Source organism: Achromobacter sp. JCM 18799, from assembly GCF_055395645.1.
This window is the reverse complement of sequence record NZ_AP043866.1, coordinates 3,537,451-3,558,941: the sequence shown is the minus strand read 5'-3', so window position 1 is coordinate 3,558,941 and position 21,491 is coordinate 3,537,451. Positions and strand designations below refer to the sequence as shown.

Annotated in this window: 23 protein-coding genes; 16 read left to right on the top strand and 7 right to left on the bottom strand. The window is 67.6% G+C overall.

Annotated elements, in window-relative coordinates:
- The first annotated feature begins 5 nt into the window (after positions 1-5).
- The 5 genes from ribH (at position 6) to ACZ5YA_RS16800 (ending at position 3,324) form a co-directional block, all read left to right on the top strand.
- Positions 6-536, top strand: coding sequence for a 6,7-dimethyl-8-ribityllumazine synthase (gene ribH / locus ACZ5YA_RS16820; RefSeq protein WP_006391339.1), 531 nt, complete (start codon positions 6-8; stop codon positions 534-536).
- Positions 505-999 (top strand): transcription antitermination factor NusB, encoded by a 495-nt coding sequence (gene nusB / locus ACZ5YA_RS16815; protein WP_059371366.1) that lies wholly within the window; start codon positions 505-507, stop codon positions 997-999. The genes ribH and nusB overlap by 32 nt, the downstream gene beginning before the upstream one ends.
- 233 nt (positions 1,000-1,232) lie before the next feature.
- Positions 1,233-2,198 carry a thiamine-phosphate kinase gene (gene thiL / locus ACZ5YA_RS16810; RefSeq protein WP_251879238.1) on the top strand — a complete coding sequence of 322 codons (966 nt, stop codon included), beginning with the start codon at positions 1,233-1,235 and terminating at the stop codon, positions 2,196-2,198.
- Between the two features lie 56 nt (positions 2,199-2,254).
- Positions 2,255-2,761, top strand: coding sequence for a phosphatidylglycerophosphatase A family protein (locus tag ACZ5YA_RS16805; RefSeq protein WP_059371493.1), 507 nt, complete (start codon positions 2,255-2,257; stop codon positions 2,759-2,761).
- A complete protein-coding gene (locus ACZ5YA_RS16800; protein ID WP_059371368.1) occupies positions 2,758-3,324 on the top strand; it encodes a CinA family protein in 567 nt (188 codons plus the stop codon). The genes ACZ5YA_RS16805 and ACZ5YA_RS16800 overlap by 4 nt, the downstream gene beginning before the upstream one ends.
- A 45-nt stretch (positions 3,325-3,369) precedes the next feature.
- On the opposite strand, the gene pyrF is transcribed toward ACZ5YA_RS16800, so the two are convergent.
- The 3 genes from pyrF to ACZ5YA_RS16785 are packed head-to-tail and all read right to left on the bottom strand — an operon-like array spanning position 3,370 to position 5,962.
- Positions 3,370-4,188, bottom strand: a complete 819-nt coding sequence (pyrF, locus tag ACZ5YA_RS16795) for an orotidine-5'-phosphate decarboxylase (protein WP_054451925.1) — start codon at positions 4,186-4,188, stop codon at positions 3,370-3,372.
- Positions 4,189-4,194: 6 nt separating this feature from the next.
- On the bottom strand, positions 4,195-5,514 hold the full coding sequence (locus ACZ5YA_RS16790) for an NAD(P)/FAD-dependent oxidoreductase (protein ID WP_118931353.1): 1,320 nt from the start codon (positions 5,512-5,514) through the stop codon (positions 4,195-4,197).
- A gap of 49 nt (positions 5,515-5,563) precedes the next feature.
- The gene (locus ACZ5YA_RS16785; RefSeq protein WP_054451923.1) at positions 5,564-5,962 is read right to left on the bottom strand and encodes a diacylglycerol kinase; all 399 of its coding nucleotides are present in this window, start codon (positions 5,960-5,962) and stop codon (positions 5,564-5,566) included.
- Positions 5,963-6,144: 182 nt separating this feature from the next.
- Between ACZ5YA_RS16785 and ACZ5YA_RS16780 the strand changes: the two genes are divergently transcribed.
- From ACZ5YA_RS16780 to ACZ5YA_RS16730, 11 genes are all read left to right on the top strand, one after another.
- On the top strand, positions 6,145-6,882 hold the full coding sequence (locus tag ACZ5YA_RS16780; RefSeq protein ID WP_059371370.1) for a FadR/GntR family transcriptional regulator: 738 nt from the start codon (positions 6,145-6,147) through the stop codon (positions 6,880-6,882).
- A 40-nt stretch (positions 6,883-6,922) separates the two neighbouring features.
- A complete protein-coding gene (locus ACZ5YA_RS16775; protein ID WP_464092821.1) occupies positions 6,923-7,957 on the top strand; it encodes an L-idonate 5-dehydrogenase in 1,035 nt (344 codons plus the stop codon).
- A gap of 62 nt (positions 7,958-8,019) precedes the next feature.
- Positions 8,020-8,994 carry a sialic acid TRAP transporter substrate-binding protein SiaP gene (locus tag ACZ5YA_RS16770; protein ID WP_059371372.1) on the top strand — a complete coding sequence of 325 codons (975 nt, stop codon included), beginning with the start codon at positions 8,020-8,022 and terminating at the stop codon, positions 8,992-8,994.
- A gap of 64 nt (positions 8,995-9,058) precedes the next feature.
- Entirely contained in the window at positions 9,059-9,685 is a 627-nt protein-coding gene (locus ACZ5YA_RS16765; RefSeq protein ID WP_205736580.1) for a TRAP transporter small permease, read from the top strand.
- A 44-nt stretch (positions 9,686-9,729) separates the two neighbouring features.
- Positions 9,730-11,136 carry a TRAP transporter large permease gene (locus tag ACZ5YA_RS16760; protein ID WP_059371373.1) on the top strand — a complete coding sequence of 469 codons (1,407 nt, stop codon included), beginning with the start codon at positions 9,730-9,732 and terminating at the stop codon, positions 11,134-11,136.
- Between the two features lie 13 nt (positions 11,137-11,149).
- Positions 11,150-11,896 (top strand): SDR family oxidoreductase, encoded by a 747-nt coding sequence (locus ACZ5YA_RS16755; protein WP_251879244.1) that lies wholly within the window; start codon positions 11,150-11,152, stop codon positions 11,894-11,896.
- Positions 11,897-11,923: 27 nt separating this feature from the next.
- On the top strand, positions 11,924-12,790 hold the full coding sequence (locus ACZ5YA_RS16750; protein ID WP_464092820.1) for a fumarylacetoacetate hydrolase family protein: 867 nt from the start codon (positions 11,924-11,926) through the stop codon (positions 12,788-12,790).
- Between the two features lie 26 nt (positions 12,791-12,816).
- Positions 12,817-14,352 (top strand): UxaA family hydrolase, encoded by a 1,536-nt coding sequence (locus ACZ5YA_RS16745; protein ID WP_251879248.1) that lies wholly within the window; start codon positions 12,817-12,819, stop codon positions 14,350-14,352.
- A gap of 46 nt (positions 14,353-14,398) precedes the next feature.
- On the top strand, positions 14,399-15,610 hold the full coding sequence (manD, locus tag ACZ5YA_RS16740; protein ID WP_464092819.1) for a D-mannonate dehydratase ManD: 1,212 nt from the start codon (positions 14,399-14,401) through the stop codon (positions 15,608-15,610).
- Positions 15,611-15,613: 3 nt separating this feature from the next.
- A complete protein-coding gene (locus ACZ5YA_RS16735) occupies positions 15,614-17,176 on the top strand; it encodes a mannitol dehydrogenase family protein (protein ID WP_118931347.1) in 1,563 nt (520 codons plus the stop codon).
- 40 nt (positions 17,177-17,216) lie between these two features.
- Positions 17,217-18,281, top strand: coding sequence for an Ldh family oxidoreductase (locus ACZ5YA_RS16730; protein WP_059371379.1), 1,065 nt, complete (start codon positions 17,217-17,219; stop codon positions 18,279-18,281).
- A gap of 28 nt (positions 18,282-18,309) precedes the next feature.
- On the opposite strand, the gene ACZ5YA_RS16725 is transcribed toward ACZ5YA_RS16730, so the two are convergent.
- The 4 genes from ACZ5YA_RS16725 to ACZ5YA_RS16710 form a co-directional block, all read right to left on the bottom strand.
- On the bottom strand, positions 18,310-19,311 hold the full coding sequence (locus ACZ5YA_RS16725) for an amidohydrolase family protein (RefSeq protein WP_059371380.1): 1,002 nt from the start codon (positions 19,309-19,311) through the stop codon (positions 18,310-18,312).
- A 68-nt stretch (positions 19,312-19,379) separates the two neighbouring features.
- A complete protein-coding gene (locus ACZ5YA_RS16720; RefSeq protein ID WP_059371381.1) occupies positions 19,380-19,931 on the bottom strand; it encodes a 3-hydroxyanthranilate 3,4-dioxygenase in 552 nt (183 codons plus the stop codon).
- 139 nt (positions 19,932-20,070) lie between these two features.
- Complete coding sequence (locus ACZ5YA_RS16715) at positions 20,071-21,039, bottom strand: LysR substrate-binding domain-containing protein (protein ID WP_464092818.1); 969 nt, start codon at positions 21,037-21,039, stop codon at positions 20,071-20,073.
- Positions 21,040-21,045: 6 nt separating this feature from the next.
- Entirely contained in the window at positions 21,046-21,483 is a 438-nt protein-coding gene (locus ACZ5YA_RS16710) for a RidA family protein (protein ID WP_464092817.1), read from the bottom strand.
- Positions 21,484-21,491: the final 8 nt, after the last annotated feature.

Genomic DNA, 21,491 nt, shown 5'->3' with positions numbered 1-21,491 from the left:
GACCTATGAACCCTTACATCCTTACCCCCGACCTGAACGGCGAAGGGCTGCACATCGGCATCGTACGCGCCCGCTTCAACGAGGAAATCGGCCAGGCCGAACTCGAAGCGTGCCTGAAGGAACTGGCCGAACTGGGCGTGGACGAGCGCGACGTCATGGTCGCCACCGTTCCGGGCGCCCTGGAACTGGGCGTGGCCCTGTCCCACATGGCCGAAACGTTTGAATTCGACGCCCTGATCGCGCTGGGCGCGGTCATCCGCGGCGAGACCTATCACTTTGAAGTGGTCAGCAATGAAATGGCCACGGCAATCACCCGTATTTCCCTGGAAACCGGCATCCCCGTCGCCAACGGCGTGCTGACCGTCGATACCGACGAGCAGGCGCAGGCGCGCGCGGCCGGCAAGGGCCGCGATTGCGCCCAGGTGGCCGTTGAAATGGCCAACCTGGTGGCGGCCCTGGAGCCCGAGGAAGAAGACGAAGACGACGAAGACGAGGACGAAGATTTTGACGACGAAGAAGACGACGACCAGCGCTGATAGCGCGGCGCAGGCCCGCGCCAACGCGCGCAGCGCGCGCCGCCGCGCCCGCGAATTCGCCCTGCAGGGCGTGTACGCGTGGCTGCTGCGCGGCGGCGAGGGTACGCAGGACGCCGGCGAGATCGACGCCCATCTGCGCGACACCGAGGATTTTTCCGAGGCCGACGCGCAGTGGTTCAAGACCTTGCTGCATGGCGTGCTGCGCGAAGCGCCCGCGCTGCGCCAGCGTTTCACGCCCTACGTCGACCGTCCGTTGGCCGAACTGTCGCCTGTCGAGCATGGCATCCTGCTGATCGGCAGCTTCGAACTGATCCATCATGTCGAAGTGCCGTACAAGGTCGCCATCAATGAAGCTGTCGAACTGGCCAAATCGTTCGGCGGCACCGACGGTTTCAAGTTCGTCAACGGCGTGCTCGACAAGCTGGCGGCCGACGTGCGCGCCCACGAAGTCAATAAGAGGTAATTCCCCCCGAAGCGCTGCGCGCTTCCCCCCCAGGGGGGCGCCGCTGCGGACCGGCGGAGCCGGATCCGCGCGGCCCGGATTGGGGGGGCACCTGTTTCTTGCCGCGAGGTCTTGCCGCGCGAGGAGTGGGTTGGGGTTTCTTCCGAGTTGCGGGGCGCGCCGCATGATTTGTGGGGGCGGCAAGCCCCCGTGGGTTTCAATGCCGGCCTGCCGTGCCGGACTGCGGAGTTGCCTTGGCGTCCGAATTTGATTTGATCGCGCGCTATTTCACCCGCGCGGCTCCTGCCGGCCTGCTGGGCGTGGGCGATGATTGCGCCCTGTTCCCGGTTCCTCCCGGCGAACAGGTGGCCACCAGCACGGACCTGCTGCTGGAAGGCCGCCATTTCTTTCCCGATGTGGATCCGAAGTCGCTGGGGCACAAGGCCCTGGCGGTAAACCTGTCCGACCTGGCCGCCATGGGCGCGCGCCCCATCGGTTGCGTGCTGGGCCTGGCCTTGCCGCGGCTGGACGAGCCCTGGCTGGCGGCGTTTGCCGAAGGCTTCCACGCGCTGGCCGCCGCCCATGGCTGCCCGCTGATCGGCGGCGACACGACGCGCAGCGCGCATGACCTTGCCATCAGCGTCACCGTGTTCGGCGGCGTGCCTGCCGGGCGGGCATTGCGCCGGGATGGCGCCCAGGCTGGCGACGACATCTGGGTATCCGGAGAGCTGGGGGCGGCCGACGTGGCCTACCGCCTGCTGGACGGCCAGTACCCTGCCGATGCGGCGCTGCTCGCGGCGACGCGCGGCGCGCTGGAATGGCCTGAGCCTCAGGTAGCGCTGGGTCTGGCCTTGCGTGGCATCGCCCATGCCGCCATCGACATTTCCGACGGACTGCTGCAGGACCTGGGCCATATCCTGGCTGCCAGCCGCGTGGGCGCCACGCTGCATTACGCCGCGATGCCCATGTCACCCGCCCTGGCTGGCCTGCAAGAAGCGCCGCTGCGCCGCGCGGTGCTGGGTGGCGGCGACGTCTACCAGCTATGCTTTACCGCGCCCGCCTCCCGGCGCGAGGCCGTGCTTGCGGCGGCGGCTGCGGCCGGCGCGCGCGTGACGCGCGTGGGGCAGATCCAGGCGCAGCCGGGCTTGTCCGTGCTGGACGGCCAGGGCCAGCCCCTGAACGACCTGCCGGCCGGTTTCGATCATTTTCCCGCGGCCTGATCCGCCGCGTCCCAACCCGCATACCCATGCCGTCCACCGACAACCGTCCTACCTCCATGCGCGACCGCGCCCGGACTGCCTACCCGCCCTTGTCCTGGGTCTGCCGCGATCCGGGCCGGCTCATCGCGTTCGGCTTCGGCAGCGGCCTGATCCGGCCGGCCTCGGGTACCTGGGGCACGCTGCTGGCTTGGGCAATCTGGGTCGCCGCGGCACCCGCCGCGTCGGACTGGGCGATCGGCGCATTCCTGGCGCTGGCATTTTTATACGGCTGCTGGGCCTGCCATCGCGTCGGCCGTGAACTCCAGCAGTCGGATCATGTCGGAATGGTCTGGGACGAGATGGTGGCGTTCTGGCTGGTGCTCTGGCTGACGCCCGCGGGCTGGTTGCCGCAGGCGCTGGCGTTCGTGCTGTTCCGCACGTTCGACATCGTCAAGCCGCCTCCCATCAAGTTCTTCGACGCCCACATCAAGGGCGGTTTCGGCGTGATGTGGGACGATATCGTGGCGGCCGGATATGCCCTGCTGATCATGGCGCTGGTCGTGCGCACAGGAGTCTTGGGATGAACGGACAACAAGAAAGCACCCGGCCCAATCTGTCGGCCGAACAGCTGGCGCAAGCCACCTCGCTGGCGCTGGCCGAACGGCTGGGCGAAACGCTGCGGCGCAAGGGCTGGATGCTGGGCACGGCGGAATCCTGCACCGGCGGCCTGTTGGCCGGGGCGATGACGGCGGTGGCCGGTTCCAGCGACTGGTTCGAGCGCGGCTTCGTGACCTACAGCAACGAAGCCAAGGTTGCTGAACTGGACGTGTCGCCCGATGCCTTGCATCACTTTGGCGCCGTCAGCGAACCGGTGGCGCTGGAGATGGCCAACGGCGTGCTGCTGGCGTCCCCCGCCGCGCATGTGGCGGTGTCCACGACCGGCATCGCCGGGCCGGGCGGCGCGACGCCCGGCAAGCCGGTGGGCATGGTGTGCTTTGGCTTTGCGCAGCGTTCGGGCGAAGGCATCAGCAGCCGCGCCGTCACGCACGTGTTCCCGGGCGACCGCGCGCAAGTGCGCCAGGCGGCGGTGGACTACGCGCTGCGCGGGCTGCTGGAGTTGTTGGGAGCGCCGGTCAACCGGCGCTGAAGGACTGGGCTTGCGCGGTTGGGGGCGCGAGGCCCCCGTGCCGGATCAGCGCACCGCGTTGATCGCGTCGCGCAGGCCCTTGGCCGCCGTGCCGGCGGCCTCGCGCCAGTCGTCGCCGCCGCTGGCGTAGATGATGGCGCGGGACGAGTTGATCATCATGCCGCTGCGGGCCGCGTTGGCGCCCGCGTTCACGGTGGCGGTGATGTCGCCGCCCTGGGCGCCGATGCCCGGCACCAGCAGGGGCACCGCGTCGCCGATGCGTGCGCGCACCGCGGCCAGCTCATTCGGGAAGGTCGCGCCCACCACCAGGCCGCACTGGCCGTTGGCATTCCATTTGTCGGCGACCAGGCCCGCGACGTGCAGGTACAGCGGCTCGCCATTGTCCATCTTCAGGAATTGCAGGTCCGAACCGCCGGGGTTGGAGGTGCGGCACAGCACGATCACGCCGCGGTCGCGCCACGCCAGATAGGGCTCGACCGAGTCCAGGCCCATGTAGGGGCTGACCGTCAGCGCGTGCGCCTGGTAGCGCTCGTAGGCTTCGCGGGCGTAGTTTTCGGCGGTGGAGCCGATGTCGCCGCGCTTGGCGTCCAGCACGATGGGCAGGTCGGGATGCTTTTCGCGGATGTGCTGGCACAGCGCTTCCAGCTGGTCTTCGGCGCGGTGCGCGGCGAAGTAGGCGATCTGCGGCTTGAAGCTGCAGGCATAGGGCGCGGTGGCGTCCACGATGTCGCGGCAGAACTGGAAGATGGCGTCCGGCTTGTCCTGCAGTTCGCGGGGGAAGCGCTGCGGATCGGGATCCAGCCCGACTTGCAGGAGCGAGTTGCTGGTGGTCCAGGCGTGTTCGAGTTTTTGCAGGAAATTCATGGGAGTTCAGTGCAGTTTGACCCGCGGGCGCGTGCGCCGCATGAGCAGGCGGGCCAGGGCAAGGGAGGCGGTACGCGAGATGCCGAGCACCGCTTTGTGGTGCATCAGGTGCAGGCTCATGTACATCAGGCGTGCCAGTGTACCGCTTACGAACAGTCCTCGTCCGGCGAGCTTGCCCATCAGGCTGCCGACGCCGGCGTCCTGGCCCAGCGACACCAGCGAACCGTGGTCCTCGTAGACGTAGGGCGCGGTGGGCTCGGGCGTATGGCGCAGGCGCGCGGTGAGCTTCTTGGCCAGGTAGTCGGCCTGCTGATGCGCGGCCTGGGCGCGGGCCGGCACGCTGCGGCCGTCGCGCCACGGCGCGGCGCAGCAGTCGCCCAGCGCCAGGATGTGCGGATCGGCGGTTTCCAGCCGTTCATTGACTTCCAGTTGGCCCACCTTGTTCAGCGGCAGGTCCAGGTCGGCCAACAGGGCCGGGCCCTGGATGCCCGCCGCCCACATGCATAGCTGGGCCGGGAATTCGCGGCCGTCGGCCGTCTTGACGCTGTCGGCGGTGACTTCCGAGACCCGGCAGGACGCTTCCACCCGGATGCCCAGTTCCGTCAGGCGGTTGGTGGCCGCGACCGAGATTTTCTCGGGCAGGGCCGACAGGATGCGCGGGGCGCCTTCCACCAGGGTGATGGCCAGATCGCGTTCGGCGCGGAAATTCGGCAGGCCGTAGGCGCTGACCACGTGGCTGGCCTCGACCAGCTCCACCGCCAGCTCGACGCCCGTGGCGCCGCCGCCCACGATCACCAGATCCAGCCGGGCCGAAGGATTGCGCACCTTGGCCTGGTCCACCAGGGCCATGGCCTTGAGCATGGTCAGGCGGAACTGCTCCGCGTTCTCGGTGGAGTCCAGCGTGACCGCGTGTTCCGCCGCGCCAGGGGTATTGAAGAAATTGGACGTGCTGCCCAGGGCCAGCACCAGCGTGTCGTAGGCCAGTTCGCGGCGCGGCAGGACTTCCTGGCCTTGCGCGTCGTTCACGGCGTCCACCGTGATCCGGCGCTGCTCGCGGTCTATGTGTTCGAGGCGGCCCTGCGCGAACGAAAACCCGTTCATGTGGGCCAGCATCAGATAGGACAGGCCTTCCTGGTGGATGTCCAGCGTGCCGGCGGCCGCTTCGTGCAGCGAAGGCTTCCAGATATGGAAGGGGCGGCTGTCGACCAGCGTGATGTGCTGCCGGCCATGCACGCGGCCCAGCTTGGCTGCCAATTCCAGGCCGCCGGCGCCGCCGCCGACGATGACAATGCGCTCAGAGGAGTCGGGCGTCGATCTAGGCATCATGGCTTCCAGTATAAATAGCGGCGCATCTCCCAGGAGATGACTAGCCGTGTCAATGCATGACGAATCGGCTGATGGCCACGCCGACCCAGACCGTGCCGGCGAAGATCAGCAGCAGCATCACGGCGGCGCTGCCCAGGTCCTTGGCCCGCCCCAGGAGCGGGTGCGATTCGACGGAAAGCGCGTCGGCCAGCGCCTCGATGGCGGAGTTCAGCAGCTCCGCCGCCAGCACCATGATCACCGTGCCCACCAGGAAAAACACTTCAACCGTGGTGCGGCCGAGGAAGAACGCGGCCGGGATCATCAGGACGGCCAGCGCCAGCTCCTGGCGGAAAGCCGCCTCGTACTTGATGGCCGCCTGCAGGCCCTGCAGGGAGTAGCGCAGCGCATTCAGGATGCGGCGCAGGCCGCCGGTGCTCTTGTAGGGCGAATGATGCGGATTCTGTGACATGGGTACGGAAAATGGGCTGGGTGTGGCGGCTTTTTAACAGATATGCATTGCCCGCGAAGCCATCGCGCGCATCTTTGGGCAAACCCTAATTGTGACGCATCCGGGACCGGCGCAAGATTTGGTCAATTGGTAAGGCCACTTTACCTTTTGGCCTGACTTGTCCACCGGTACACCCGCAGTCCATGCCCATCCAGACCATCGAACCCCGCCGCCTGTATCGCCAGATCGCCGACCAGCTTCGCCTGCTGATCGAGTCGGGTGAGTTTCCGGCCGGCGCGCGCTTGCCGCCCGAGCGCGATCTCGCGCTCAAGCTCGGCGTATCGCGCCCTTCGGTGCGCGAGGCGCTGATCGCGCTGGAGGTCGAAGGCTGGGTGGAAGTCCGCATGGGTTCGGGCGTCTATGTGCAAAGCCTGGCGGGCGGGCCGCGCGCCAGCCTGACCGCCGAAAGCCCGCTGGAAACCATACGCGCCCGCCAGGTGATCGAGGGCGAACTGGCCGCGCAGGCCGCGTTGCGCAATACGCCCGCGCTGGTGGACGGGTTGGCCGAAGCCGTTGGCACCATGGAAGACGAGGCGCTGGCCGGCAATGTGCCGATCCGCGGAGACCGGCTGTTCCATCTGCGTGTCGCCGAAATGGCGAACAACGCCGTGCTGGTGCGCGTGGTGAGCGAACTGTTCGACGAGCGCCACAATCCGCTGTCCGTGAAACTGGGCGACTACTTCGAGAATCCTTCCAGCTGGGAGGCCGCCATCGCCGAACATCGCAAGGTGATCGACGCCATCCGCGCCGGCGACGACCGCGGCGCGCGCGCCGCCATGCACCACCATCTGGCCTGCTCGCATGACCGCCTTACCGCAAGCTGGCCCGGCGCGGACGCGTCCGGCCTGCCGTTGGACAGCCGGGAGCAGGCGGAACCATGAGCGCCTTACGGCCGTCCGAAATGCCAAGGAGCAAGTCGTCATGACGCTGGCCTGTCGCATCCACGGGGCGCGCGATTTGCGCCTGGAACCGGACGAAGTCGCGCCCTTGGCGCCGCACGAAGTGGAGCTGAGGCTGGGCGCCGCCGGCATCTGCGGATCCGATCTGCACTATTTCCTGCATGGCCGCGTGGGCGCCTTCGTCATCCGCGAACCCTTGATTCCCGGCCATGAGGCTTCCGGGGTGGTGCTGCGCACGGGCGATGCCGTGAAGTCGGTAGCGCCGGGCATGAAGGTCGCCATCAATCCTTCCCACCCTTGCGGGGGCTGCGATTACTGCCGTGCCGGCCGCGACAATCTGTGCCGCAACATGCGCTTTCTCGGCAGCGCCAGCATCTATCCGCACGTGCAAGGCATGTTCCGCGAGCGCTTCGTGATGGGCGAACGCCAACTCACGCCGGTGCCGGAAGCGGACGTCACGCTGGGCGAGATCGCCTGTGCCGAGCCGCTGTCCATCGGACTGCATGGCGTCAACCGGGCCGGTCCGATGATGGGCAAGCGCGTGCTGGTCACGGGCGGCGGCACCATAGGCTGCATGACCGTGCTGGCCGCCAGGCTGGCGGGCGCGGCCCACGTGACGGTGGCGGACGTGGCCGACCGGCCGCTGGACATGGCGCGCCAGGTCGGCGCCGACGAGGCCGTACGCAGCGACCAGCTCGCGCCCGCCGACCTGGCCGATATCGCCGACATCAGCATCGAGGCCGCCGGCAGCCCTGCGGCGCTGGCGACCTGCCTGACGGCGACGCGGCGCGGCGGCCGCATTGTGCAAGTGGGAACGCTGCCCGCCGAGGGCATCGCGTTTCCGGCCAACAACATCATGGCGCGGGAGCTCGACTACGTCGGCGCGTTCCGCGCGGGCGTGGAGTTCGATTGGGCCGTCTCCTATCTGCGTACGCGCAAGGTGGACGTGCGGCCCCTGATGAGCGCGCAGTTGCCGTTGTCGCAGGCGGTCGAGGCCTTCGAGCTGGCGGCGGATCGCAGTCGCAGTACCAAGGTGCAACTTGTAGTTGAAGCGTGACCCCGCTGGCGGCTCACCATGGGCCGCCACGCCGGGCATTCAAAAAACAACGAGGAGACGACATGAACCTAGGCAACGCCGTCAAGGCGCTGGTCGCCGCCCTGGCGCTCGCCGCCAGCGGCAGCGCAATGGCGCAGACCAAGCTCAAGTGGGCCCACGTGTACGAAACATCCGAACCCTTCCATACCGCCTCCGTCTGGGCGGCGCAGGAAATCGGCAAGCGCACCAACGGCCGCTACCAGATCGACGTATACCCGGCCTCGCAGCTGGGCAAGGAAAACGACATCAACCAGGGCCTGACCCTGGGCACGGTGGACATGATCATCTCGGGCTCCAGCTTCGCGGCCAAGAGCTTTCCCCGCATCGGCGTCACCTACTATCCCTACATCTTCCGCAATCCCGAGCACCTGATCGCCTACACCAAGAGCGATATCTACAAGGAACTCACGCGCGGCTACGACGAGAAAAGCGGCAACCACATCGTCGCCACCACCTACTACGGCACGCGCCAGACCACGTCCAACCGGCCCTTCACCAAGTGTTCCGAAATGAAAGGCCTGAAGATCCGCGTGCCTGACGTGGCCGCCTATCTGGCCATGCCGCGCGCCTGCGGCGCCAATACCGCGCCGATCGCCTTCGCCGAGGTCTACCTGGCTTTGCAGAACGGCACCGTGGAGGCGCAGGAGAACCCGCTCACCACCATCGAGGCCAAGAAGTTCTACGAAGTGCAGAAGAACATCATCCTCACGGGCCATATCGTCGATCACCTGAACACGGTGATCTCGGGCAAGCTGTGGAAGAGCCTGTCCGACGAGGACAAGAAGATCTTCGCCGAAGTGGCGCAGCAGGCGGCCGAGAAGGCTTCCGCCGAGGTCGCCGAAAGCGAGAAGAAAATGGTCGAAGTGTTCCGCAAGCGCGGCCTGAACGTGGCGGAGGTGAACGTCCAGGACTTCCGCGACACCGTGCTGGAGAAAGTGCCGTTCAAGCAGTACGGCTACGAAAAATCGGATTGGGAACGGATCCAGGCCGTGAAGTAAGCGCGCCCGGGGCCGCCCGGGCGGCCCCGCATCGACCCGTCCGATTCCGCACAAGGGGAACGCCATGCATTCCGATGCCAAGGCCGCCGTGATGGCGGCCGCCAGCAGCAACCCTGTCCATCCCGCGGGGCACCAGCCGCCCGCCACGGCGCAGGAGATCGTCCAGAGTTTCGAGGAAGCCGACCGCCACGAGGTCAGCCTGGCGGGCTACCAGCCCGAGGACTGGATCTGCCTGGGCATATTCTGGGTCATGGCGCTGCTGGTCTTCCTGCAGTTCTTTTCGCGCTATGTGCTTAACGACTCCTACGCCTGGACCGAGGAACTGGCCGTCTATTGCCTGATCGGCGTAGTGTTCATCGGCTCGTCCATGTGCGTGCGCGCCTGCCGCCACATCCAGGTGGACTTCCTGTACCGCTACCTGCCGCGCCCCGTCGGCCGCGCGCTGGCCACCATCATCGACCTGCTGCGCACGGCGTTCTTCGGCTATGCCGTGTGGCTCACCTACCGCTACATCGTACTGGTGGGCGACGAGCCCATGACCACGCTGTTCTGGAACAAGGCCTATGTCTACTGGATGGCGCTGGCGGGATTCGTCCTGATGTTCCTGCGCTCGGTGCAGGTGTCGGTCTGCAACTGGCGCCAGGGCTACTCCATCCTGGAAAACCCCGCGGCCTACGAGTCGCAGGACTAGCCGGGGCAGCCCCGGAATCCGACAACGACAACCGGAAGCGAGACATGGGCATACTGATCGGAACCTTTCTGCTGTTGATGATCTTCGGCCTGCCGGTGGCGGTGGCCATGGCGGGCGCATCGCTGCTGTTCGTGCTGATTTCGGGCAGCGTGCCCGACGTGGTGGTGGCGCAGCGCATGATCGCGGGGGTGGAGTCCTTTCCTCTGCTGGCCGTGCCGTTCTTCATCCTGGCCGGCAACCTGATGAACATCGCCGGCATTACCGGCCGCATCTACAACTTCGCCGTGGCGCTGGTGGGCTGGATGCGCGGCGGCCTGGGGCAGGTGAACATCATCGGTTCGGTGGTGTTCGCGGGCATGTCGGGCACCGCCATCGCCGACGCCGCGGGTCTGGGCACCATCGAAATCAAGGCCATGAAGGACCATGGCTACGAGACCGAGTTCGCGGTGGGCGTGACGGCTGCCTCGGCCACGCTGGGCCCCATCATCCCGCCGTCGCTGCCCTTCGTCATCTACGGCATGATGGCCAACGTGTCGATCGGCTCGCTGTTCCTGGCCGGCCTGATTCCCGGCGCGGTCCTGACCGTGCTGATGATGCTGACCGTGGCCTATTACGCGCGCCGCAACAACTGGGGCGGCGACGTGTCCTTCGACTGGAAGCGGCTGGGCGCCGCCGGGCTGGAAGTCGGCATCGTGCTGGCCTTCCCGCTGGCGATCTGGCTGATGACCGAGGCCGGCGTGTCGGCCAACCTGGCCGCAGGCATCGCCTTTGCCGTGTTGCTGGCGCTGGACTGGCGCTACAACTTCTCGGCGGTGATGGCGCTGATGGCCCCCGTCATCCTGATCGGCGGCATGACGCTGGGCTGGTTCACGCCCACCGAGGCCGCCGTGGCTGCGGTGATCTGGGCGCTGTTCCTGGGCTTGGTGCGCTATCGCTCCATGACCTTGCGGACCCTGGCCAAAGCGACTTTCGACACCATCGAGACCACGGCCTCGGTGCTGTTCATCGTCACCGCCGCCTCGGTGTTCGCGTGGCTGCTGACCACCACCCAGGCGGCCCAGGCGCTGACCGACGGCATTCTCAGCGTGACGCAGAACAAGTGGGTGTTCCTGCTGATGGCCAACGTCCTGATCCTGATCGTGGGCTGCTTCATCGACACCATAGCCGCCATCACCATCCTGGTGCCGATCCTGCTGCCCATCGTGCTCAAGCTGGGCATCGATCCGATCCATTTCGGCCTGATCATGACGCTGAACCTGATGATCGGCCTGCTGCATCCGCCCATGGGCATGGTGCTGTTCGTGCTGGCGCGCGTGTCCAAGCTGTCGGTGGAACGGACCACGGTTGCGATCCTGCCGTGGCTGGTGCCGCTGTTCGTGGCGCTGATCGCCATTACCTATATCCCTCAGATCACGCTCTGGCTGCCCGGCGTCATGGGCATGGCCAAGTAAAAAGGAAGACGTCATGACTGGAAGGCTGCAAGGCAAGACCGCCATCGTCACCGCCGCAGGGCAAGGCATCGGCCGCGCCGTGGCCGAGGCCTACGTCCGCGAAGGCGCCGACGTGCTGGCGCTGGACATCAACGGCGGCGCGCTGGAGACGCTGGCGGGATGCCGGCGCCGCACGCTGGACGTGACCGACGCCGCCGCCATCGGCGCGCTGGCCGCCGAGGCCGGACCGGTGGACGTGCTGTTCAACGGCGCCGGTTTCGTGCATGCCGGGACCATCCTGGACTGCGACGAAAAGGCCTGGGACTTCTCGTTCGAACTGAACGTGAAATCCATGTACCGCATGATCCGCGCCTGCCTGCCCGGTATGCTGGCGCGCGGCGGCGGCGCCATTGTCAACATGGCCTCGGTGGCGTCCAGCATCAAGGGTGCCCCCAACCGCTGCGTCTATGGCGCCACCAAGGCGGCGGTGATCGGGCTGACCAAGTCGGTGGCGGCGGATTACGTCGGGCAGGGCATACGCTGCAACGCCATCTGCCCGGGCACGGTGGAATCGCCTTCGCTGCGCCAGCGCATCGAGGCGCAGGCCAGCGCCGGCGGGCAGACGCTGGCCGCGGTGGAGGCCGCTTTCGTCGCCCGCCAACCCATGGGCCGCATCGGCAGCGCGGAGGAAATCGCCCTGCTGGCGGTGTACCTTGCCAGCGACGAGTCCGCCTTCACCACCGGCACGGCCCAGGTCATCGACGGCGGCTGGTCCAACTGAACATTCACTACACATGAGGAACATGCGATGAAACTGTTGCGCTATGGTGCGAAAGGCGCGGAGAAGCCCGGAATGCTGGACGCCCGCGGGCAGGTGCGGGACCTGTCGGCGGTCCTGCCGGACATAGGCGCCGCCACGCTCACGCGCGCGGGTCTTGCGCCGCTGCGCGCGCTGGACCCGGCCAGCCTGCCGCTGGTGGATCGCCTGGGCCGCCTGGCGCCGCCCTGGAGCGGCATGGGCAAGTTCATCTGCATCGGCCTGAACTACGCCGACCACGCAGCGGAGTCGGGCCTGCCAGTGCCGGCCGAGCCCGTGGTGTTCATGAAACCGACCTCGGCCGTGGTCGGCTGCAACGATCCAGTGGTGCTGCCGCAAGAGTCCGTCAAGACCGACTGGGAAGTGGAACTGGGCGTGGTGATCGGCGAGCGGGCCCGCTACGTCAGCGAGGCAGACGCCATGAACCACGTGGCCGGCTATTGCGTGGTGAACGACGTGTCCGAACGTGAATACCAGATCGAGCGCGGCGGCACCTGGGACAAGGGCAAGGGCTGCGACACCTTCGGCCCGGTCGGCCCGTGGCTGGTCACCGCCGACGAGATCGCCGACCCGCAGGCGCTGGACATGTGGCTGGACGTCAACGGCAAACGCTATCAGAACGGCAGCACGCGCACCATGGTGTTCGGCGTGGCGCAGCTGGTGTCCTACGTCAGCCGCTTCATGACCCTGTACCCGGGCGACTTGATCAGCACCGGCACGCCGCCGGGCGTGGGCATGGGCCAGAAACCGACGCCCGTGTACTTGAAGGCCGGCGACGAGATGCGACTGGGCATTGCCGGCCTGGGCGAGCAGCGGCAGCGCGTGCACGCCTGGGACCCTGCGCTGATCGACGGTTAGCGGCGCGAGAACGCCAGGAGGCATTCATGTCTGAATCCGATACCGCGGTCATACGCATCCACCCGGCGGACAATGTGGTGATCGCCAGACGCCAGCTGGCCGGCGGCACGCGCCTGGCCGGCGAAGACGTCGTCGTGCGCGGCCTGGTGCCGCCAGGGCACAAGGTGGCGACCTGCGCCATCGCCGCAGGCGAGCCGGTGCGGCGCTACAACCAGATCATCGGCGTGGCGCGCTGCGACATCGCGCCTGGCGCGCATGTCCATACGCATAACCTGGAGTTCTCCGACTTCGAGCGCGATTACGCCGTGGGCGCCGACGCGCGCGCCACCGACTACGTCGACGCGCCCGCGCAGTTCGACGGCATCGTGCGCGCCGACGGTCGCGTTGCCACGCGCAACTACATCGGCATCCTCACCAGCGTGAACTGTTCGGCTACCGCCGCGCGCGCCATTGCCGACCATTTCCGCCGCGACATCCATCCGGAAGCGCTGGCCGCCTATCCCAATGTGGACGGGGTGGTGGCGCTGACGCATGGCGCCGGCTGCGCCACGGGCAGCGAGGGCGAGCCCCTGCGCCTTTTGCGCCGCACGCTGGGCGGCTACGCCAGGCATCCCAATTTCGCGGGCCTGCTGGTGCTGGGCCTGGGTTGCGAAACCAACCAGATCGGCGGCCTGATGGAGCAGGAAGGACTGCGCGAGAGCGGCTTGCTGCATACCTTCAACATCCAGGAGACCGGCGGCACGCGCAAGACCGTGGAGCATGGCATCGAACTGGTGCGCGCCATGCTGGCGCAGGCCGACCGCGTCCAGCGCCAGCCCGTCCCTGCAAGCCTGCTGACCGTGGGCCTGCAATGCGGCGGGTCCGACGGCTATTCGGGCATCAGCGCCAACCCGGCGCTGGGCGCCGCGGTGGACCTGCTGGTACGCCATGGCGGCAGCGCCATCCTGTCGGAGACGCCGGAGATCTACGGCGGCGAGCACCTGCTGACCCGGCGCGCCGCCACGCCCGAAGTCGCGGCCAAGCTGCTCGCCAGGCTGCGCTGGTGGGAGGAGTACTGCGCCCGCAACGACGCGGAAATGGACAACAACCCCTCGGCCGGCAACAAGGCGGGCGGGCTGACCACCATCCTGGAAAAGTCCCTGGGCGCCATCGCCAAGAGCGGCACGACCCGCCTGGCCGACGTGTATGAATACGCCGAAACCGTGCGCGCGCGCGGGCTGGTGTTCATGGATACGCCGGGCTACGACCCGGTGTCCGCCACCGGCCAGGTTGCGGGCGGCGCCAACCTGATCTGTTTCACCACCGGCCGCGGCTCGGCCTATGGCTGTGCGCCGGCGCCGTCCTTGAAGCTGTCGACCAACACGGCGCTGTGGCAGCGGCAGTCCGACGATATCGACATCAATTGCGGCGAAGTGGTTGACGGCGCGCAAAGCGTGGCCGGGATGGGTGAGCGCATATTCCGTCTGATGCTGGAAACGGCCTCGGGCCGGCGCACGCGCAGCGAGGAACATGGCTACGGCCAGAACGAGTTCGTGCCCTGGCAACTGGGCGCGGTGATGTAGGCGCCCGGCGCCGTCCGGGAGTTTCCAGCATTCCACGGGACCATCCATGAAGATTACCCAAGCGCGTGTCATCGTTTGCAGCCCCGGCCGCAACTTCGTCACCTTGAAGATCGAAACCGATGAAGGCCTGTACGGCATCGGCGATGCCACGCTCAACGGCCGCGAACTGGCCGTGGCGGCCTACCTGACCGAGCACGTGATTCCCTGCCTGATCGGCCGCGATCCGCAGCAGATCGAGGATATCTGGCAGTACCTGTACCGCGGCGCATATTGGCGGCGCGGTCCGGTCACCATGTCCGCCATCGCTGCCGTGGACACGGCCTTGTGGGACATCAAGGCCAAGGCCGCCAACATGCCGCTGTACCAGCTGCTGGGCGGCAAGAGCCGCGCGGGCGTCATGGTCTACGGCCACGCCAATGGCCGCGACATCGACGAAACCGTGGACGAGGTGCTGTGCTACCGCGAAATGGGCTACCTGGCCATCCGCGCGCAAAGCGGGGTGCCGGGCCTGAACTCGGTCTACGGGGTGGGGCGCGGCCGCATGTTCTACGAACCCGCCGACGGCTCGCTGCCGTCAGAACATGACTGGTCCACGGAAAAATACCTGGACCACGCACCGCGCCTGTTCCAGCGGGTGCGCGATGCGGTGGGCTGGGACACCCACCTGCTGCATGATGTGCATCACCGGCTCACGCCCATCGAGGCCGGCCGCCTGGGCAAGTCGCTGGAGCCTTACCGCCTGTTCTGGATGGAGGACGCAACGCCCGCGGAAAACCAGGAAGCCTTCCGCCTGATCCGCCAGCACACGGTCACGCCGATCGCGGTGGGCGAAGTCTTCAACACCATCTGGGATTGCAAGGACCTGATCGAGAACCAGCTGATCGACTACATCCGCGCCACGGTGGTGCATGCGGGCGGCATCACGCATCTGCGCCGCATCGCCGATCTGGCCGCGCTCTATCAGGTGCGGACCGGCTGCCATGGCGCCACCGACCTGTCGCCGGCCTGCATGGGCGCGGCGCTGCACTTCGACCTGTGGGTGCCGAATTTCGGCATCCAGGAGTACATGCGGCACACGGACGAAACGGACGCGGTGTTTCCCCATGCTTACAGCTTCAACCAAGGCATGCTATACCCTGGCGACGCGCCGGGCCATGGTGTCGACATCGACGAAAAGCTCGCCGCCAGATATCCCTACCAACGCGCCTACCTGCCGGTCAACCGGCAGGCGCATGACGGCGCACTATGGCACTGGTAATCCATGCTCGAACGCTTGAACTCGGAGTCCCTGGCGCATCTGCCCGAGGATGTGGAATCTCCCGCTTATGACCGCAGCCGGGTCACGCCCGGCATCGTGCATCTGGGCATAGGCGCTTTCCACCGCGCCCATCAGGCGGCGGTGACGGACCTGGCCATGGCCGCCAGCGGGGACCTGAGTTGGGGCATCGTGGGCGTTTCGCTGCGCAGCCCGGCCACGCGCGACGCGCTGACGCCGCAGGACGGCCTGTACACCCTGGCGCTGCGCGACGCCGACGCGGACGGGCAATTGCGGGAACAGCTGCGGGTGATCGGGTCGGTGCTGCGGGTGGTGGTGGCCGAGGAAGATCCCCAGGCGGTGCTGGAGCGCATTGCCTCCGCCCAGACCCGCATCGTCAGCCTGACCGTCACCGAGAAGGGCTACAGCCACGAACCGTCCACCGGCCACTTGTGTTGGGACGACCCGGACATCGTGCACGACCTCGCGCATCCGGTCAGGCCGCGCAGCACCATCGGCATGCTGGTGTACGGCCTGGCGCTGCGGCGCGAACGCAGCCTGCCTCCCGTCACGCTGCTGTCTTGCGACAACCTGCACGCCAACGGCGACACGCTGCGCAGCCTGGTGCTGGCCTTCGCATTGCGGGTCGACGTGGGCCTGACCGCATGGATCGACAACCACTGCACCTTTCCGAATTCCATGGTGGACCGCATCGTGCCGGGCACGCAGGACGAAGACCGCGCGCGCGTGGCGCAGCGCCTGGGATTCGAGGACGCCTGGCCGGTGGTGGGAGAACCCTTCCTGAACTGGGTCATCGAGGACAAGTTCGCCGCCGGCCGGCCCGCCTGGGACGCGGCCGGTGCGAGCTTCGTACGCAACGCCGCGCCCTACGAGCGCCTCAAGCTGCGCATGGTCAACGCGCCGCATTCCGCATTCGCCTACCTGGGTTCGATGCTGGGCCTGCGCACCAATAGCGAGGCCGCCGCCACGCCGGTGTTGCGCCGCTACGTCGACGACATGATGCGGCTGGAACTCGCGCCCACGCTGCGCGGCGTTCCGGAGTCGGGGTTGGATGAATATCGCCAGCGCTTCCTGGCGCGCGTGTCCAATCCGGCGCTGCCGCACCTCACCCGGCAGGTCGCGATGGATGGTTCGCAGAAGGTGCCGCAGCGCCTGCTCGCCGCCATCCGCGACCGCAAACAGCGGGGCGACGATTTCAACCGGCTGGCGATGTCCGTGGCCGCCTGGCTGCATTACTTGCGCGGATACGACGAGCAGGGCAACGCCTATGCCATCCAGGATCCGCTGGCAGGCGCGCTTGCCAAATTGCTGGCGCGCGCCGAGGTGGCCGCAACGGCTTCGGCTCCCTCCCAGGCAGCGCATCGGCGCGCCACGGTGATGGCGGGATTCCGGCCTGTTTTCGGCGACCTGGGCAGCAAGCCCGTCTTTGTCGAGGCGTTGGCCCTGCAGCTGGAACGTCTGCGGACGCTCGGCGTGCTGGGCGCGCTGGAGGCGCTGGAGCGGGACGCGGCCCAGCAAGGCTCCGTGCAGCCCGTGCCGGCTGCTTGACCGCTGGCGGCGCGCCGCCGGCATCCACAAGGAGCACAGCATGGCAAGGCGGGAATGCGTGGACGCGGCGCAGTGGCAGCAATGGGGCGAGGCGTGCTTGAGGCGTCTGGATTTCAACGAAGACGATGCCCGCTGCCTGGCATCCAGCCTGGCGCAGACCAGTTTGTGGGGCATTGATTCCCATGGCATCGCGCGGCTGCCGCACTATCTGAACCGCGTCGTCCATGGCTCGATCCTGGCGCGGCCGCAAATCCGTATCGAACAGAGCGGGCCTGCCACCGCGCAGGTGCATGGCGGCAGGGGCCACGGCATCGTGGTGGCGCACCGCGCCAGCCAGACGGCCATGGCGCTGGCGCGCGAGGCGGGCGTGGGCGCGGTCGGCGTCAGCGATTCGTCGCATTGCGGGGCCATCGGCCTGTACACGCGCGCGGCCGCCCGGCAAGGGCTGATCGGCATGGCCTACACGCATTCCGACGCCATTGCCGCGCCGTTCGGCGGCCGGCAACCGTATTTCGGCACCAATCCTATTTCCTTCGCGTTCCCCCGGCAGGATGGCGAGCCCCTGTGCCTGGACATGGCGACGACTTCAATCCCGTGGAACCGGGTCATGAACGCGCGTCGCGACGGCGCCGAACTGCCCGCTGGCGTGGCGCTGGATGCCGAGGGGCGGAACGTGACCGACGCGGAGCGTGTCCGCGCCTTGTCGCCGCTGGGCGGTGACTACGGCCACAAGGGCTACGGTCTGGCGATGATGGTCGAACTCTTGTGCGGGCCGCTCAACGGCAATCCCCATGGACCGCACATCGGTCCCATGTACGAGCAGCTGGATCGTCCGCGCGAACTCGGGGCGTTCTTCATCGTTATCGATCCCGCCCGGTTTGCGGGCGGCGCGGCGTTGGCCGCCGTGGCGGCGGGCATGGCGGCCGAACTGGCGGAACAGCCCGGATCGCCACGCATGCCGGGCGATCCGGAACTGGCCTCGCAGGCGCAGCGCCAGGCCGCGGGGATTCCGGTGCCGCCGGCCTTGAAGGCTGAAATGGCCGAATGGAGCGCCAGGTTGGGGCTTGCTCCGCCGCCGTTCACGCCGGCGGAGGCCCAGGCCTGATCGCAGCCGTCCCGCTACGCAAGAAGCGTCAGGGGACCAGACCGAAGAATTCCATCGTGTTGCGGCTCAGAATCTTCTGCTGCACTTCCGGCGGCAGGCCGGCGTGCGTCACCAGCTTGCCCACTTCCTGCTCGCCCAGCGGATAGGGATAGTCGGAACCCAGCAGCACCCGGTCTTCGCCCATCACGTCGATCAGCAGGCGCAGCGCACGCGGGTCGAACACCGCGCTGTCGGTGTAAAAGCGGTCGGTGTAGGAAGAGGGCAGCTGCGGACAGTCCTGGCGGATGATGTCGCGATGGCGCCAGGCATTGTCCACGCGGCCCAGCAGGAAGGCGAAGCTGCCGCCGCCGTGCGCGAAACAGAGCTTCAGGCTGCGCGGGATGCGTTCGAACGCGCCGGACAGGATCAGCGACAGGATGCCCAGCTGGGTTTCGGCGGGCATGGCGACCAGCCACGGCAGCATCCATTTCTTCATGCGGCCGTCGGTCATCATGTCCCAGGGATGCACCAGCACCGGGATGTGGTTGTTGGCGCAGTGGATCAGGAACTGCACCAGGGTCTCGTCGTCCAGGTCGCGCGGGCCGACGTGGTTGCCGATCTGCACGCCCAGGTGGCCGGCGGCGCGGGCGCGCGACGCTTCCTTGCAGGCCAGCTCCAGATCCTGCAGCGGCACTTGCGCCAGCGCCTTCAGGCGCGCCGGCGCGTGGGCGCAATGCTCCAGCGCCAGGTCGTTCATGCGGGCGGCCCAGTCGGCCGCTGCCTGGGCGGGATAGGAATAGCCGAACATGATGGGCGTCGCGCACAGGATCTGCAGGTCCACGCCGTTGCGGTCCATCTGCTGCAGGCGCAGGGCCGGGTCCCACAAGGTGGCGTCCACCGGGCGGAACGGGCGTTCGCCCGCCATGATCTGGCCGGTCGAGCCGCCGCCGTCCAGACGCAGCCAGGGCGCGTTGACGGGGTCCAGCGCCGCCGCTTCCTGCCGGGTGATCGGCGGGAAGAAGTGCGCGTGCATATCGATTTTTTGGGTCATGTGCGAAAGAAAAAAGTCGGTCGGGCGTGCGGCGGCGTGCCACGAGATCGGGCTGGCTGAAATGGCCTCTAGGCCGGAGCCGCCTGCGTGGACGGCGCATGCCCCTTGCCCGGATGGATCTCGCCGCAACTGGGACAGGTGCGTTTCTCGGTGCTGGAATAAAAGGCCTGGAACAGCGGTGGCAGGTCGGTCACGATGCTCTTGAGCTGCACCTCCACGCGGTGCACCAGGCTGCGGCATTGCGGGCAATACCACTCGAAGCCGTCCAGCAGGCCTTCCGGGCGCTGGCGTTCGATGACCAGGCAGGCGCTGTCGGTCTCCGGACGTTGCGGCGAATGCCGCACGTGCGGCGGCAGCAGGAAGATGTCGCCTTCCTTCAGGTCCACGCGTTCGGGCTTGCCGTCCACCCACAGCGACAGCCAGGCGTTGCCGCGCAGCTGGTAGAAGAACTCTTCCAGCGGGTCGTCGTGGTAGTCGGTGCGGTGGTTCGGGCCGCCGACCACGGTGACGATGAAGTCGGCGTCCTGCCAGATCTGCTGGTTGCCGACCGGCGGCTTGAGCAGATGCGCGTGGTCGTCTATCCAGCGCTGGAAATTCAACGGCGGGCCATAGGCAGGCATGCGGATCTCCGGAAGTCTGGGGGCGGACCGGGGCTGCCCCATAGCCCGCAGTCTAGGCGGGACCTTGCGGGCCTGCACAATAGAAATTACGCCGTTGGGTATGCGGCTTGTCTATGGCGGGATAACCCTGATCCACCTGTCAGCCGACGGTTTCAGCGCGCTGCGCCGCGATCTGCTTCAGATGGTCCACCAGGCGCTGGCAGGCCGGCGTCAGCGGACGGTCCGCACGCACCGAGTAACCCACGTCGCCGAATGCGCCAAAGGCGTCGGTGGGCAGGCGGGCCAGCATGCCCGTCGCAAGGAACGGCGCCGCCGCGTCATAAGGCAGCAGCGCCAGCGCGTCGCTGTGCATGAGCACGCCGATGTTGGTCAGGAGCGATAGCGATTCGACATGCCTGGCCGGCAGGCGCAGGCCGGCGTCCAGGAAGCTGCGCTCGATCGAGGCGCGCAGCGGCGAGCTGGAGGCGGGCAGGATCCAGATGTGATCGGTCAGCGCGGCCAGCGGCGCGGGCGGCGCGCCGGCCAGGGGATGGGCGGCGCGCGCCACCAGGCACAGCTCTTCCCGGTACAGCTTGTGGTGGTCCACCGCCACGCCGGAGATCGATGCCATGTCGGCGCCGGGCAAGCGGCCGACCACGATGTCCAGATCGCCCGTGGCCAGCGCTGGCAGCAGCTGGGAGGTCGGCCCTTCGCGCACGCTGACCTGAATGCCGGGGTGCGCAGTCATCAGGCGCGCAATCGCCTCGGGCAACAGCTTGGCCGACGCGGCGATGAGCGTGCCCACCACCACATGGCCGCTGGCCCCGCCCAGCACCGCATCGATGTCGTCGGCCATGTAGCGGATCTCGGCCATCATGGCCTGGACCCGGCGGCCCAGCACCACGGCCAGCTCCGTCGGCGTCACGCCGCGGTTGGAGCGGTCGAACAAGGACGCGCCGAAGAAGGTCTCCAGTTCGTGGATGGCCTTGGTGACGGTGGGCTGGGTCAGATGCAATTCGCTGGCGGCGCGCGACAGTGAACGGCACGCCAGCACGCGCTCGAACACCTGCAACTGGTGCAGCTTCAGCTTGCGGCTGAGCGCGTTGGGCGTAATGCGGAAGTCCGACATGCGCCGCTAGCGCGCCTGCGGCTTGTAGGCGACCGCCTTGATCTCGATCAGCAGCTGCGGATGCGGCAGCTGATGCACGGCGACGGTGGTGCGGGCCGGGCCATCGGAGTCGAAGTACTCGCCATACACCTGGTTGTAGCCGCCGAAATCGTTCATGTTGACGAGGAAGGTGCTGATCTCGACCACGTCGGCCGGCGTCGCATCGGCCGTTGCCAGGATGTCGCGGATGTTCTCGATGACGGCGCGCGTCTGCGCCCGGATGTCCAGCGTGGCGGTGCCCATCGCATCGACCTCGGCGCCCGCGATGCGGTTGTCGGGCAGGCGCGAGCTGGTGCCGGAGACATACAGGAAATCGCCGGCGCGCTTGATGTGCGGATACTTGCCGCGCGGCGTGGCCTTGCCTGCGACGACGGTGGCGCTGACGCCGGGCTGGGGTGGGTTCATCGCATCTT